Source organism: Photobacterium sp. GSS17 (assembly GCF_028621875.1).
GTDB lineage: Bacteria > Pseudomonadota > Gammaproteobacteria > Enterobacterales > Vibrionaceae > Photobacterium > Photobacterium ganghwense.
The window spans coordinates 674,681-688,272 of sequence record NZ_CP117518.1 but is presented as its reverse complement, the minus strand read 5'-3'; the positions used below and the strand labels follow the sequence as shown (position 1 = coordinate 688,272).

Annotated in this window: 14 protein-coding genes and 1 pseudogene; 1 reads left to right on the top strand and 14 read right to left on the bottom strand. The window is 50.0% G+C overall.

Features of this window, described 5'->3' with window-relative positions:
• Positions 1-211 precede the first annotated feature (211 nt).
• On the top strand, positions 212-559 hold the full coding sequence (locus PGW97_RS19485; protein WP_273860491.1) for a hypothetical protein: 348 nt from the start codon (positions 212-214) through the stop codon (positions 557-559).
• 385 nt (positions 560-944) lie between these two features.
• Here PGW97_RS19485 and phaC read toward each other — a convergent pair whose 3' ends face one another.
• The 14 genes and pseudogenes from phaC to urtD form a co-directional block, all read right to left on the bottom strand.
• Positions 945-2,768: a class I poly(R)-hydroxyalkanoic acid synthase gene (phaC, locus tag PGW97_RS19480; RefSeq protein WP_273860490.1), complete on the bottom strand. Its 1,824-nt coding sequence runs from the start codon at positions 2,766-2,768 to the stop codon at positions 945-947.
• Between the two features lie 68 nt (positions 2,769-2,836).
• Positions 2,837-3,184 carry a phasin family protein gene (locus PGW97_RS19475; protein ID WP_047884438.1) on the bottom strand — a complete coding sequence of 116 codons (348 nt, stop codon included), beginning with the start codon at positions 3,182-3,184 and terminating at the stop codon, positions 2,837-2,839.
• 82 nt (positions 3,185-3,266) lie between these two features.
• Positions 3,267-4,478, bottom strand: coding sequence for an acetyl-CoA C-acetyltransferase (locus PGW97_RS19470; protein WP_047884439.1), 1,212 nt, complete (start codon positions 4,476-4,478; stop codon positions 3,267-3,269).
• A gap of 35 nt (positions 4,479-4,513) precedes the next feature.
• Entirely contained in the window at positions 4,514-5,254 is a 741-nt protein-coding gene (locus PGW97_RS19465; RefSeq protein ID WP_047884440.1) for an SDR family oxidoreductase, read from the bottom strand.
• Positions 5,255-5,808: 554 nt separating this feature from the next.
• Positions 5,809-6,423, bottom strand: a complete 615-nt coding sequence (gene ureG / locus PGW97_RS19460) for an urease accessory protein UreG (RefSeq protein ID WP_273860489.1) — start codon at positions 6,421-6,423, stop codon at positions 5,809-5,811.
• Positions 6,424-6,433: 10 nt separating this feature from the next.
• Positions 6,434-7,117: an urease accessory protein UreF gene (locus PGW97_RS19455; RefSeq protein WP_273860488.1), complete on the bottom strand. Its 684-nt coding sequence runs from the start codon at positions 7,115-7,117 to the stop codon at positions 6,434-6,436.
• 16 nt (positions 7,118-7,133) lie between these two features.
• Positions 7,134-7,727, bottom strand: coding sequence for a HupE/UreJ family protein (locus PGW97_RS19450; RefSeq protein ID WP_273860487.1), 594 nt, complete (start codon positions 7,725-7,727; stop codon positions 7,134-7,136).
• A 189-nt stretch (positions 7,728-7,916) separates the two neighbouring features.
• Positions 7,917-8,375 (bottom strand): annotated as a pseudogene (gene ureE, locus PGW97_RS19445) (urease accessory protein UreE); the annotation flags it as partial.
• Positions 8,376-8,384: 9 nt separating this feature from the next.
• On the bottom strand, positions 8,385-10,088 hold the full coding sequence (gene ureC / locus PGW97_RS19440; protein ID WP_217392943.1) for an urease subunit alpha: 1,704 nt from the start codon (positions 10,086-10,088) through the stop codon (positions 8,385-8,387).
• 129 nt (positions 10,089-10,217) lie between these two features.
• A complete protein-coding gene (locus tag PGW97_RS19435; RefSeq protein WP_207104081.1) occupies positions 10,218-10,586 on the bottom strand; it encodes an urease subunit beta in 369 nt (122 codons plus the stop codon).
• Between the two features lie 9 nt (positions 10,587-10,595).
• Positions 10,596-10,898, bottom strand: coding sequence for an urease subunit gamma (gene ureA / locus PGW97_RS19430; RefSeq protein WP_047884446.1), 303 nt, complete (start codon positions 10,896-10,898; stop codon positions 10,596-10,598).
• Positions 10,899-10,947: 49 nt separating this feature from the next.
• On the bottom strand, positions 10,948-11,997 hold the full coding sequence (locus tag PGW97_RS19425) for an urease accessory protein UreD (protein WP_273860486.1): 1,050 nt from the start codon (positions 11,995-11,997) through the stop codon (positions 10,948-10,950).
• Complete coding sequence (gene urtE / locus PGW97_RS19420) at positions 11,994-12,689, bottom strand: urea ABC transporter ATP-binding subunit UrtE (protein ID WP_273860485.1); 696 nt, start codon at positions 12,687-12,689, stop codon at positions 11,994-11,996. Before urtE ends, PGW97_RS19425 begins: the two co-directional genes overlap by 4 nt.
• A gap of 2 nt (positions 12,690-12,691) precedes the next feature.
• Positions 12,692-13,537, bottom strand: coding sequence for an urea ABC transporter ATP-binding protein UrtD (gene urtD / locus PGW97_RS19415; RefSeq protein ID WP_443147139.1), 846 nt, complete (start codon positions 13,535-13,537; stop codon positions 12,692-12,694).
• Positions 13,538-13,592 lie beyond the last annotated feature (55 nt).

Sequence of the window (13,592 nt, the reverse complement as noted above, 5' to 3'; positions counted from 1 at the left end):
TGGGTGAGTATTGAAACAGACTTATGCGGATACAAAAGAAAAATAGTGAATATTCTTATACTTAATTTTCTATAGACAGATTTATACCAGTCCGTAAATACTTATGACATTTTACTCTATAAGAGAAAAAATTTGCCTTGTGTGACGCTACTACCAAATGTATCAACAGCTGAATGACTATACTTATAAAAATCCCAGATTGCGGCTGATTATGAACCCATCTACAGCATTTGTTTCCTGCTCATTACTTGTCGCCAGTACCGTCTCTTTCGCCGAAGAACCACACATCATCGCCAAGGATATTTGTGAATGTCTTAAAGCGCCGTATCAACAAGCTGAAAGCGTCATGAGCATGTTGTCAGATGCTGAGCAAAGTGGAGATTTAACCCGAGTTGTCCAGTCTCAGGATGAGATGATGGCTATTATCAATACCGCAAAATTTTGCATGGAAAATGTTAAACACAATTACCCTGCACTGGAGCATGATGATGAACTACAAAAAGCCGTTTTGCAGGAAACAGAATTGCTCTGCCCCAGCCCGATTATTCAGCGTAAATAGCCGATTCTTGATGCACACGCTCTATCTTTTCAACCAGTGACCTTCAGGCTTACATCTATGACAAAATAAACGAATGAGTAGGCTACACGTGGGATAACACAATACAGACTGGGCTTCATAATACAAAATAGCTATTGTTATCACCTTGTTTTGAGAGACTTTACTATCTGGTCTGCTTGTTCTTGTAACCACCAGAACCCTGGACTCGCTCACCGTAATCCACTGGTTTGCTGTTATTCACTGTTTTGCTGTTATTCATAGGTTTGCCTTCATCCGTACTCAGGTTTTCAGCAGACATAAAAAAACCAGCGCCTAAGCGCTGGTTGAGAGTTTTGTCAGCCAACGGATGTGAGTGACAAAATAGTTTATGGCTAGTTTGGCCGTGTTAGCCGTCGGTCTTTTCAGGCACTTCGTGGTATTCATTCAGTGCATTAGAGACTTCAATCGGCAGCTTCTGGCGAACATAGTCACCCGGAGCTTCACCACGTACCGGATAGTTTGCACTTCCGGCGATACGCGGTGCGACCGGTTCACCCTCTTCAAACCCAGCCAGCCATTCATTCCAGTGTCCCCACCAGGAACCGTCATGGCGTTTAGCGCCGTCCAGCCAAGCTTCCGGATCATTCACAACCTTACCGCTGGTCCAGTAACCGTACTTGCCTTTAGCAGGATGGTTAACAATGCCAGCAATATGGCCGGATTCACCGAGAACAAACGTCATCTTGCCGCCTAGGTTACGTGCCCCACGGTAAGTTCCCTGCCAGAGCGCTATGTGGTCTTCCTGTGTCGAAATAAAGTAAGTCGGGATCTTGATCTTCGACAGATCAATATACACACCACGTACTTTAAATCCTTTAGGGTCGACCAGTTTGTTCTCCAGATAGAACTGACGCAACAATGTGCTGTGACATGCTACGGCGATATTGGTACTGTCACCGTTCCAGTACAGCAAATCAAAATCGATTGGGCTGTTGCCTTTCAGGTAGTTATTGACGTAGTAGTTCCAGTAAAGGCTGTTTTCACGCAGCAGACTGAACGTTACGCTCAATGAACGACCATCCATGTAACCTTTCGCTTCGTTCTGTGCCTCAATGGCCGAAATGATCGGGTCATTGATGTACGCACCGATTTCTCCCGGTTGAGAGAAATCCAGCAACGTTGTGAAGAACGTCGCGGATTTGATGCGGCTACGCATGCGCTTACCAGCGTAGTACGCCAATGCAGTTGCCAGCAATGTACCACCAATGCAGTAACCTGCGGCGTTCATTTCGCTGACACCAGTAATATCTTCAACAACATCGACCGCTTTAACGACACCGTCAACGACATAATCGTCAAAGTCGACATCAAACATGCTGGCATCCGGGTTACGCCACGACATCATAAATACCGTGTGTCCCTGCTCTACCAGCCAACGCGCCATCGAGTTTTTCTCACGCAGGTCGAGAATGTAGTACTTGTTGATGAAAGGCGGTACTACCAGTAATGGCGTGGCATTCACTTTTTCTGTCAGCGGCTTGTACTGAATCAGCTCAAACAGGTGGTTTTTATAAACCACTTCACCCGGTGTATTTGCAACGTCTTTACCCAGCTCGAACGCAGAATCATCAGTCATACGGATTTTAAGCACATCCGCACTGGATTGAATATCCTGTTGCAGCAGCTCCATGCCTTTCACCAGGTTCGCACCATTTGTTTCAACGGTCAGCTTTACCAATTCCGGGTTGGTGGTAATGAAATTCGTTGGTGACAGGGCATTAATGGCCTGGCGCGAGAAGAAACCCAGGCGCTCTTTTGCTTTTTCATCCAGCCCGTCGATCGAATCGATCGTCTCTTTCATCTTGTTGCTGAACAACAAATATGACTGCTTGATGAAATTATAAAACGCCTCATTTTCCCACGCAGGGTCAACAAAACGTTTGTCATCTTTTTCCGGCTGGACAATATCCGGCTCATTGTCACTTTTCATCGTGACGTTTTGCCAGATCTGCATCTGATTTTCCCACCACTCCATTTGAAGCTGTGCGAGCACTGCCGGTTGCGCAGCGGCCTTTTCCATAAACTTGGCCGTGTCATCGAGGCTGACTTCATTGAGGGCTTTATTTAAAGGCGTATTCATGGCTGCCTTGCCTGAATCCATCTCCTTCCACCATGCCTGGTTGAGTTCCTGGAGCTTGGCAAAGTAGTCCGTAAAGAAGTTCTGGTTCATTACAATGACCTCTATATCGGGACTAATAAAGCCGCTCCCGAACGGGAGCGGCTGAGTGGTCATTTGAATTACGCTGGGTTGACTTGCTTTACATTTTCAGCAACTAGCTCATCAACTTCTGTCTTGAAAGACTGAGCGATAGAAGCAAACTTGTTGCTGTCGTCGATCAGCTGTTGAGACAGCTTAGTCAGCGTTTCCAGCTGCTGGCTGTTGAAAGCAGCGAAAGACTGAACATCTTTCACTTCGCTCACAGCTTTAAGCTGAGACAGGCCCAGATCGCTATAAGCACGAACGGCTGCCAGTTGAAGTTCAGTCAGTTCTTCAACGTTCTTCGTGAACACTTTGTTGAACTTAACGTATGGTGCAAGAGTTTTCTCAGTCTGCTCAGAGAAAGATTTGAACATTTCCGTATACATAGCTTGTTTCCTTCATGCCAAGTAATGAATGTTGTGCCCGGGCCATGATTCAAACCGAGCACTAGTTTGAATGCCTATCTAATTAAACGTTTTTGAGTACGATTGCCGTACCCATGCCGCCACCAACACAGAGGGTGGCAAGGCCATGCTCTGTACCACGACGGCGCATTTCATGAAGAAGGCTGACAATAATACGGTTGCCGGATGCGCCCAGAGGGTGACCCAGTGCAATCGCACCACCATTTACGTTTGAACGTTCCGCCAGATCTTCCACTTGAACGTCCAGATCATCAGCCAGCTGATGCAGGACACCCAGCGCCTGACCGGCAAACGCTTCGTTGAATTCGAACAGACCGATGTCATTAATAGACAACTCTGCTTTCACCAGGGCTTTTTGTACCGCCGGCACAGGGCCAAGACCCATGATTTCCGGGGCAATACCTGCTTGTGCGTAGCTTTCAATTTCAGCCAGCGGGGTCAGACCGTATTTAGCAACGGCAGCTTCAGAAGCGACGATAATCGCACTTGCGCCGTCATTGATGCCTGATGCGTTACCCGCTGTGACAGAACCGCCTTCAGCCTTAAATGCAGGACGTAGTTTGGCCAGCCCTTCGATGCTTGCATCCGCTTTTGGATACTCATCCGTATCGACAACAGTGGTCTGGCGACGTACTGTCACTTCAACCGGAACGATTTCCTGAACAAATTTACCTTGCTCAATGGCCGCTACGGCTTTCTGCTGGCTGGCCAGTGCGAAGTTATCCTGCTGCTCACGCGTCAGGCCAACTTTCTCCACCACGTTTTCAGCCGTTACGCCCATGTGGTAGTTGTTAAATACATCTGTCAGACCATCAGCAATCAGCAGGTCAGACAATTGCAGGTTACCCATCTTCTGACCATCACGGATGGAAGAGCCCGGCACACAGAAAGGAATCTGAGACATGTTCTCGGCACCCGCCGCAACAACCAGATCCGCATCGCCAGCTTTGATATGCGCCGCTGCATCCATGACTGCTTTCATCCCGGAGCCACAAACCATATTCAAAGTATAAGCAGGGACCTCATTTGGCACGCCTGCATACAGGGCTGCCTGACGACCAGGACCCATGCCCTGACCTGCACCAACTACGTTACCCAGAATCACTTCATCCAGGTGCTCTGGTGCAACTTTCGCTTCTTCCAGAGCGGCTTTGATTGCTGTAGCAGCCAGTTGTGCCGCTGAAACAGATTTCAGCGCGCCGTTAAAACTGCCAATAGGCGTACGTTTAGCTGCAACAATATAAACTTTTGACATAGTGCTTAGCGTCCTTACTCAATCGAATGTGTCAATTAGTGCATGTACAGACCGCCGTTTACCGACAGTGTCTCGCCGGTAATGTAGGCAGCGGCATCACTTGCCAGGAATGCAACCGCTGCGGCAACTTCTGCCGGTGCAGCCAGACGTTTCATCGGAATTTCTGCTTTGATGCTGTCCAGCACTTCAGGCTTGATGGCTTCAACCATTGGAGTGCCTGTGTACCCAGGAGCAATTGCGTTGACGGTAACACCAAAGCGCGCGCCTTCTGCTGCCAGTGCCTTAGTAAAACCAATCATGCCTGCTTTTGCCGCAGAATAGTTTGTCTGGCCAAACTGGCCTTTAAGACCGTTCACCGAAGAGATATTGATAATGCGAGCATTACCATGATCACACATTGAAGCGAACAGAGGATGTGTGACGTTGTAGAGACTGTTCAGGTTAGTGGTGATCACTTCGTCCCATTGCTCTTTGGTCATACGCTTAAATGTGGTGTCGCGAGTGATTCCGGCGTTGTTAACAAGTACATCAATCTTGCCTTCCTCTTGCAACAAAGTTGTTAAAGCTTCTTTACAATACGCCGTATCCGTCACATCCAGAGGGAATAAACGAACCTGTTCCTCTGAATAATTATTTTCCTTAAACCACTCTTTGGCTTTTGCTTCACCATTAGGGAAATAAGTTGCAATAACACGATAGCCCGCTTCGACCAATCCTTGAGTGATAGAAGAACCAATACCGCCTTTAGCGCCAGTTACTAATGCTGTTTTACTCATTACAGAAGACTCCATTTCCATCATGATGATGATAAAAAACCCTTAACTACAATTGCTTGCCTATCATTGCCATTAAGGGCCACTAACCAACGTGAACCGAATGTCAGTTCAGTTTCTAATCTTTGTTGCATCCTAGCGAGCTAAAAAGACACTTGGGTGACTTTTCTATTGCATAAATATTATAAGAACACAGGCACATAGATATATCAACCAGGGGAATTAATGGTCGTACCAAATATTCCTGCATAGAATCACACTTATAAAATGCAACGACCTTAACCATCAAATGTGTCAGTATTGTTATATTTTGATGAGCATATTAAATGCCAACTTTAGAACACCCTGAATAATTATTTAAATTCAGCGTTTATAGTGGTGGGAGACTGAATAAAGATTAAATTTATCCAGCCTTTTCAACGAAACTTGCACAAAAATAATGCATTAAGCTCACTAAAAATGCGCAACCAGTAAGTGGTTTAAAAAGAAAAAAAGCAGATAGGAATAATTCGTATCTGCTTTCTGTTTATATTAATGCGCTTTATTTCATAAGAAAATTAACTAAGCATTCCCCTAGTAATAATAAAATCAATTATCTCTGGTAGACCTTCCCCTTGTTTCAAATTTGTAAAAACATAAGGTTTATTTGGCCGCATTCTCGCGGTGTCCTGATCCATCACGGTCAAAGATGCACCAACATAGGGCGCGAGGTCGATTTTATTAATCACCAACAGATCTGATCGGGTAATACCCGGCCCGCCTTTACGCGGAATTTTCTCTCCTTCCGCGACATCGATCACGTAAATCATCAAATCCGCCAGCTCAGGGCTAAAAGTCGCACTGAGGTTATCACCGCCGCTTTCGATAAAGACGATATCTAGGTTTTCATGCCGGGCACACAGTTCCTCAACAGCAGCCAGGTTCATGGATGCATCTTCACGAATTGCGGTATGCGGACACCCTCCGGTTTCCACCCCGATAATTCTGTCTGCGGCCAGCGCTTGCGCCCGGGTCAGAATTTTTGCATCTTCCTGGGTATAAATATCGTTGGTCACGACAGCAATGTTGTACCGGTCCCTGATTGCCTTGCACAACACTTCAAGCAAAGCCGTTTTTCCGGAGCCAACAGGCCCCCCAACACCGATTCGTAACGGTGAATGTGATTGATTCATGATTGCTTCCTTAAGATCGATAGAGTCGGGTGTACTGGGTTTCGTGACGAGCGCTGGCAATGGCCTGAGCCGGTGTAAAACTCCCTATCTCATGGTCAGCCACATACTGTGATGCGGTCACAGCATCCGATAAATGCTCGGATACCGTCATCAGAATCTGCTGTCCCGCGGTCTGCCCAAGCGGGATCAGCTTCACTCCCGCCATCGTGGCATTTTCCAGCCAACTCCAGAGATAGCCGGCACATAACGCTTCTGTGCTGATGCCCCACCGGGTAGCAACCAGTGCAAATCCAGCCAGTTGAGAATCTCTTACGAGCTGAATCTGTTCCTGAGTTAATGCGGGATCCAGTTGCTCCAGTAAGCGGGCGGTTGCCCGCCCTCGCTGTAACTCTTCCTGCCGAAGTTCCATCGTTTCCCTGCTGGCTAATAACCATTCATTCCATCGCCTGGCTTGCTCGTCATCCTGAACAGTAACAGCCTGATATAACCGCCTGAGAATTGGCAGCTCAAGGGTCACCAGGCTGTGATGCAAAACATCCAACAGCCAGCCTTCTAAAGTGACATTGTCACTTACCCATCCAGCTTCGATTGCCCACTCTAACCCTTGCGAATAAGTAAACGCACCAATAGGTAGTGACGGACTAATCAGCTGATACAAGCGAAAATTTGAAAGTGTTTGCGTGCACTCTGTCATCGCGTGAATCCGTCAATTAACCGGCCAGGACAAGCACCACGCCACTGACTGCTACCATTGCACTCTGCCATTTCGGGCTCACTTTACGGCCAAGCAGATAGCCGGTGCTGATTAGTAACGAGGCACTGCCGATCATGCCTGTGGCAAATCCTGCCAGCGCATTACCACTGGCTTCAAGGCCATGAGCCCAGCCATGAAACAGCACCAGTGATACCGCCAGTGTAGATAGCAAGGTAGATGCAACTCCCTGGCGGCGATACAACGCCACGGCTGCAACGCCGACAGACGCAAGGATCATCGCTTCTATGCCTGTCGCAAACCCGCTCAAGGCTCCCATCGCCATGCCAGCAAGCAACAGAACAATGGCTGACACCATCACCCGAACGGCATGTGAGCGCTGTGCCATCTGAGATGCGATAAAGCCAACCCCGATCAGCATGACCAGATGATCAAATCCGGTCAGCGGGTGCAGCAATCCCGCCATCAGGCTGCTGTTTTCCAATAATTCATCATGTCCGGGATGCGCCCAGACGGATCCAGAGCTCAGTAATGCCAACCCAGTCAGAAGAGGGATCGTGAGTGCGTGAGACAGTTGCTTGAGATGTGTCATCATTATTTCCTTATTTTTTTGTTAGTCAGGCTTCCCGCCAATAAAGGATGAAGTCATCCACTTTTGTCGTTCTTTACCAATTTAGTGATGGTGGCTGTTCTGGCAGCTTTCGTGGACACTTTCGCGGTTAGTTCCGTGATTGCTATTGTCGCTATTTTCTTGATGACGCTGGTGGTTACGGCTACTACCATGGTGACCGCCAAGAGCCCCGCCATACGCCCCGTCTTCCGGTTCAAAAGGGGCACACTCAGCAGTCACCTTTGCACCAAGACCTTCCACCATGGCATCAAGCACATGATCGGTCTGATAGCGCACCCACTCCGGACTGATTTGCAGCGGAACGTGGCGGTTTCCCAGGTGATAGGCCACTCGGGCCAGCAAATGCAGATCCTGACAGTAAACCGTCGATACAGGCTCTGCAGCCGCTTCTACTCTCACCCGCTCGCCAAACTCGCTTTCAAGCACGTCACCGTGTCGCAGAATCCGGCCTCTTGGCAGAAACAAGCGCACTTCCGTTCCGTTTGCCAGCTGCGTCAGGAATCGGCTTTTAACCCGATCATCAATAGAGAGACTTAATGGGTGCAGAGACTCTACGTCCGCCACCTCTGAGGCATCAGCTGCCTGAATATGTTTCGTTAAAACCAACATGGCATCCCCTTAAAATAAAAAATACCGCTGAGCCATTGGCAATACCGCCGCAGGCTCGCAAACCAGTAGTTCACCATTGGCGCGAACCTGGTAAGTTTGTGAGTCCACTTCAATCTGTGGCTGCCAACTGTTGTGCACCATATCGGCCTTGCGGACCGTCCGACAATTTTTCGCGGTACCAATCAGACTCTGCAGACCGAGTTCCGCGGGTATGCCGTCATCCACAGCCTGACGGGACAAAAAGAGCATGGAGGTATTCGCCGCTGCACGGCCAAAACTGCCGAACATCGGCCGATAATGTACGGGCTGTGGCGTCGGAATAGACGCGTTGGGATCCCCCATTGGTGCAGCTGCAATCATGCCGCCTTTCAGAATGACACTGGGTTTAACGCCGAAAAAAGCCGGTTTCCACAGCACCATATCGGCCAGTTTTCCCACTTCCACAGAGCCGACCTCATGGCCGATCCCATGTGTAATGGCAGGGTTGATCGTGTACTTGGCGATGTAGCGTTTAAGGCGGAAGTTATCACTGTAGGCAGAATCTTCCGGCAAGCTCCCACGCTGAACTTTCATCTTATGCGCCGTCTGCCAGGTACGGGTGATCACTTCCCCCACTCGCCCCATTGCCTGAGAATCCGATGCGATCATCGAAAATGCACCAAGATCATGCAAAATATCTTCTGCGGCAATGGTTTCACGGCGTATACGGGATTCCGCAAAGGCGACATCTTCCGCAATTGACGGAGAAAGATGGTGGCATACCATTAGCATATCCAGATGCTCATCCACGGTGTTGACCGTATAAGGGCGGGTCGGATTAGTCGATGACGGCAGCACATTGGATTCGCCACAGGCGCGGATAATATCCGGCGCATGCCCACCACCGGCTCCTTCGGTATGGTAGGTATGAATGACCCGGTCGCCGATAGCCGCCAGTGTTGATTCAACAAAACCCGATTCATTCAGAGTGTCCGTATGAATGGCAACCTGAATGTCCGTTTCCTCGGCGACACTCATGCAGTTATCAATCGACGCGGGTGTGGTTCCCCAATCTTCATGCAGTTTCAGGCCAATCGCTCCGGCGGCTACCTGCTCTCTGAGCGGTTCCGGTAAACTGGCGTTGCCTTTGCCCAACAGCCCGAAATTCATCGGAAAACCGTCAAGCGCTTCAAGCATCCGGTGGATATTCCAGGGGCCGGGGGTACAAGTCGTGGCATTCGTGCCTGTGGCTGGCCCCGTCCCACCGCCGATCATGGTGGTGACCCCTGAGCACAGCGCTTCTTCAATTTGCTGCGGGCATATGTAGTGGATGTGTGAGTCAATACCACCGGCGGTCAGAATAGAGCCCTCACCGGCCAGAATCTCCGTCCCCGGCCCGATCACTATGTCTACCCCTCGCTGCACATCAGGATTCCCGGCCTTTCCGATTCCCGCGATACGGCCATTTTTCACCGCAACATCGGCTTTCACGATGCCCCAATGATCAAGGATGACGGCATTGGTGATCACCAGATCCGGCACCTCTGCACACAGGGCCTGACTTTGTCCCATCCCATCACGGATCACTTTTCCGCCGCCAAACTTCACTTCATCGCCGTAGCTGGTGAAGTCTTTTTCGACTTCTAGCCAAAGCTCGGTGTCAGCAAGCCGTAATCGATCGCCGACCGTCGGGCCAAACATTTCCCCATAAGCTTGCCTTGATATTTTTGCCATTCAGCACTCCGATTGCATTGTTCTTTTCCGCTGTTCCTCAGCAGCATGGCGTGTACAAAAACACGGCGCCCATGCAGTGTTCTTCTTTAATTTTCAAATCAATAGTTGCTTTATGTTTAGTTCAGCGTTCTAACACGACCGTTTTGCAGAAACCGGTCCCATCACCTTGCCCTGAAAGCCATAAACTACCCGCTTCCCCGAATAGCTGACCAGTTCAACGGTGCGGGTTTGTCCCGGTTCAAAACGCATTGCTGTTCCGGCAGCGATGTTCAGCCTGAAGCCCAGGGTAGGTTCCCGTTCAAACCTCAATGCGTCATTAACTTCATAAAAGTGATAGTGAGAACCGATCTGAATGGGTCTGTCGCCGACATTGGCAACGGCAATCGTCAAAGTGGGCAATCCAATATTCAGCTCAATGTCACCTTGAGCCACTTGCAGTTCGCCAGGGATCAAAGCACCAGATAGGATCCCAGCTTTATCTTCGGGCAGAGTAGACATAGCAGCCCCCTACACAATCGGATCGTGCACGGTCACCAGCTTGGTTCCGTCTGGAAACGTTGCTTCAACCTGAACGTCATGGATCATTGAAGGCACCCCTTCCATGACATCCTCGACAGTCAGGATCGTGCGTCCGTGATCCATCAGTTCCGCGACACTTTTTCCTTCGCGTGCACCTTCAAGGATCGCCGCACTGATCAACGCGACAGACTCCGGGTAATTGAGCTTTAAGCCTTTTTCTTTGCGCCTTTCGGCCAACAGTGCTGCTGTAAAAAGCAGCAACTTATCCTTTTCTCTTGGGGTCAGTTCCATCTATAGCCCTATGATTTATATAGTCAGTTTGTCACGTATTGTTGATAGCTCAGGTCGCCCAGATTCTGGGGATCGCCGGTGACTCCCCGAGCCAATGGGTTCTGACCTGTAGCCAGATACGGGTGAACAGTCGTGTCATTGACTCGCTGCTCTGCCCCATGGCCCTAACCACCAGCACGGATTGGTCATCAGATCTGGAGCTTCGGATATCACCAGACAAGGCGGTTACTGCTGCCACCATGTTGTTTTTATTCAAATAATCCGAATGTTCATTAAGCAAGGTCTGTACCACTTTGAGTAGTTGCTCATCAGCATGCACCACAAACAGGCTTCCCATCATGGCATAACCCCGCAACCCCGCATGATGCTGGTGCATGTCGCCGCCCTGAACGTTAATTTGTTCCGCTAACACCAGACGCTGATTCACTGTTAAACGGGTACAGCCCACGACATTGCCAGAATCGAAGCCCTCTTTTAGTGCAGGCCGTCCAAAGCAGTGCAATTCCCAACCCACAAAACGTCCGCCTTCAGCGATCGTGATCTCGGTATCCAGTCGAACTTTTGCCTGAGGGAAATAAATGTTCTCCTGCGGGAACCACTCGAGAATCCCACCCGTTTCAACCCTGAGTTCCTGACGCTGATACGCATACGCACCAGCCGAGCGGTAAAATTTGGTCGCCCCGGGTGTGGTAACCAGCGCGTGCGCTCTACTGTCTGACTGCGCCTGAATCCGAAGCTGATCGCCGCCGACCACACCACCCGGCGGGTGCAGCAGATAGACATGACAAGGTGATCCTTCAGGGTATAGCGGCCGTTGGATTGCCAGTGGGCCAGACTGTCGGCGATGATGCACGACCGTTTTGGGCGTCTCAGCAGCCATGGTACGAGCCGGAGAGAAGCCCAGCTGGATCTCCGCTTTCCAGCCTGACTGTTCAGCAAGACTATCCGGCGTGGGTTTAGTTGAAATAGCAGGAAAACGCTGAGTTAAACGGATCTGACTCGCGTCAGGGTTCCCGTCCAAAGGCGTTTCCTGGTTGACTTTATCCGCAATGATACGGGCTGTTAAATTGAGATTGGACAGTGCCTGTTGCGTACTCATACTGTCAGATACTCCTGGATCAGTGCCTCACTTAAGTCAGGCATTCGTCCGTCAGCCACCATCCTGCCTCGATCCATCAGGCAGAAATGGTCACCGACTTTTCGGGCAAACGGCAGTTTCTGCTCCACCAGCAGTACCGTCAGCCCCAGTTCCTGATTCAGCCGTCGAATGATGTCGCCGATTTCCTGCACAATGTTGGGCTGAATCCCTTCCGTCGGTTCATCCAGTATCAGCAGTGACGGATTCACGACCAGCGCACGGCCAATCGCCAACTGCTGCTGTTGGCCGCCCGAAAGGTCGCCGCCTCGACGATGGCGCATGTCTTTCAGCACCGGAAACAGCGCGTAAATGAGATCTGGAATCCGCCTGTCACCCCGCGGTCTGACGGGCAGGCCGATCTGCAGGTTCTCTTCCACTGTTAAAAGCGGAAATATCTGACGCCCCTGAGGGACATAACCAATACCGTGACGGGGGCGACTTTCTGCCGACAAACAACTCATCTCTTTATCTCCGATCCGCAACGAGCCACTTTTCACAGGCTCAAGCCCCATGATGCATTGCAGTAAGGTGCTTTTTCCGACTCCGTTACGCCCCATCAAAACCGTGCATTTCCCCGCAGTCAGCGTCAGGTCAATATCCCAGAGGGTGTGGCTTTCGCCGTAAAAGTGATTCAGTCCATTGATTGCGAGCATGTTCATTCTCCGAGATACACTTCTTTGACTTTCGGGTTAGCCTGAATATCGGCCATGTTACCTTCTGCAAGGACATGCCCCTGATGAAGCACGGTCACCGTTGTTGCAATCGAACGGACAAAGTCCATATCATGCTCGACCACCACGACGGCGTGTTCTCCTGCCAGCGAGCGCAGCAATTCTGCTGTTTTATCCATTTCCTGATGGGTCATTCCCGCAACTGGTTCATCAACCAACAGTAATTTCGGTTTTTGCATCAGCAACATGCCGATTTCCAGCCACTGCTTCTGGCCATGGGACAAACTGCCAGCTAACTTACCGGCTTGTTCTGCCAGCCCGATCAATTCCAGCACTTGTGCAATCCGATCCCGCTGTTCACCGCTCAGACGCGCCCGAAGAACAGCAAAGACTCCTCTGGCACCGGCCATCGCCAGTTCCAGGTTGTAAAATACGGACAGGCACTCAAACACGGTGGGTTTCTGAAACTTACGGCCAATACCGGCATTGGCAATTTGTGCTTCATCCATCTGCAGCAGATTAATATTGCTGCCCAGCCACACCGCACCGCTGTCCGGCCGGGTTTTACCGGTGATGATGTCCATCATGGTGGTTTTTCCTGCACCATTCGGTCCGATAATGCAGCGCAATTCCCCTTCACGAATGTAAAGATTGAGATCCCGGATAGCCTGAAATCCGTCAAAGGATTTCGACACCCCTTCGAGATACAGAAGCATGTTATGGCGGGTATCAATAAGCGGATGTTGATTAGGCATCAGAAATTCAAACACCTGATCACGACGCACCAGATCCCGCATTTTTCCGCTCCACCCAGTGCGGTTTTCAGTCATGCCTCCCTGACGCTCAGGGCTGCCCCCGAGAGAAGTGGTTTCATGACCGATTTCA

Bases quoted from the DNA above. Each gene is read 5' to 3' on its own strand.
- PGW97_RS19485 (WP_273860491.1), top strand. From the start codon at position 212: ATGAACCCATCTACAGCATTTGTTTCCTGCTCATTACTTGTCGCCAGT.
- phaC (WP_273860490.1), bottom strand. From the start codon at position 2,768: ATGAACCAGAACTTCTTTACGGACTACTTTGCCAAGCTCCAGGAACTC.
- PGW97_RS19475 (WP_047884438.1), bottom strand. From the start codon at position 3,184: ATGTATACGGAAATGTTCAAATCTTTCTCTGAGCAGACTGAGAAAACT.
- PGW97_RS19470 (WP_047884439.1), bottom strand. From the start codon at position 4,478: ATGTCAAAAGTTTATATTGTTGCAGCTAAACGTACGCCTATTGGCAGT.
- PGW97_RS19465 (WP_047884440.1), bottom strand. From the start codon at position 5,254: ATGAGTAAAACAGCATTAGTAACTGGCGCTAAAGGCGGTATTGGTTCT.
- ureG (WP_273860489.1), bottom strand. From the start codon at position 6,423: ATGAATCAATCACATTCACCGTTACGAATCGGTGTTGGGGGGCCTGTT.
- PGW97_RS19455 (WP_273860488.1), bottom strand. From the start codon at position 7,117: ATGACAGAGTGCACGCAAACACTTTCAAATTTTCGCTTGTATCAGCTG.
- PGW97_RS19450 (WP_273860487.1), bottom strand. From the start codon at position 7,727: ATGACACATCTCAAGCAACTGTCTCACGCACTCACGATCCCTCTTCTG.
- ureC (WP_217392943.1), bottom strand. From the start codon at position 10,088: ATGGCAAAAATATCAAGGCAAGCTTATGGGGAAATGTTTGGCCCGACG.
- PGW97_RS19435 (WP_207104081.1), bottom strand. From the start codon at position 10,586: ATGTCTACTCTGCCCGAAGATAAAGCTGGGATCCTATCTGGTGCTTTG.
- ureA (WP_047884446.1), bottom strand. From the start codon at position 10,898: ATGGAACTGACCCCAAGAGAAAAGGATAAGTTGCTGCTTTTTACAGCA.
- PGW97_RS19425 (WP_273860486.1), bottom strand. From the start codon at position 11,997: ATGAGTACGCAACAGGCACTGTCCAATCTCAATTTAACAGCCCGTATC.
- urtE (WP_273860485.1), bottom strand. From the start codon at position 12,689: ATGCTCGCAATCAATGGACTGAATCACTTTTACGGCGAAAGCCACACC.
- urtD (WP_443147139.1), bottom strand. From the start codon at position 13,537: ATGACTGAAAACCGCACTGGGTGGAGCGGAAAAATGCGGGATCTGGTG.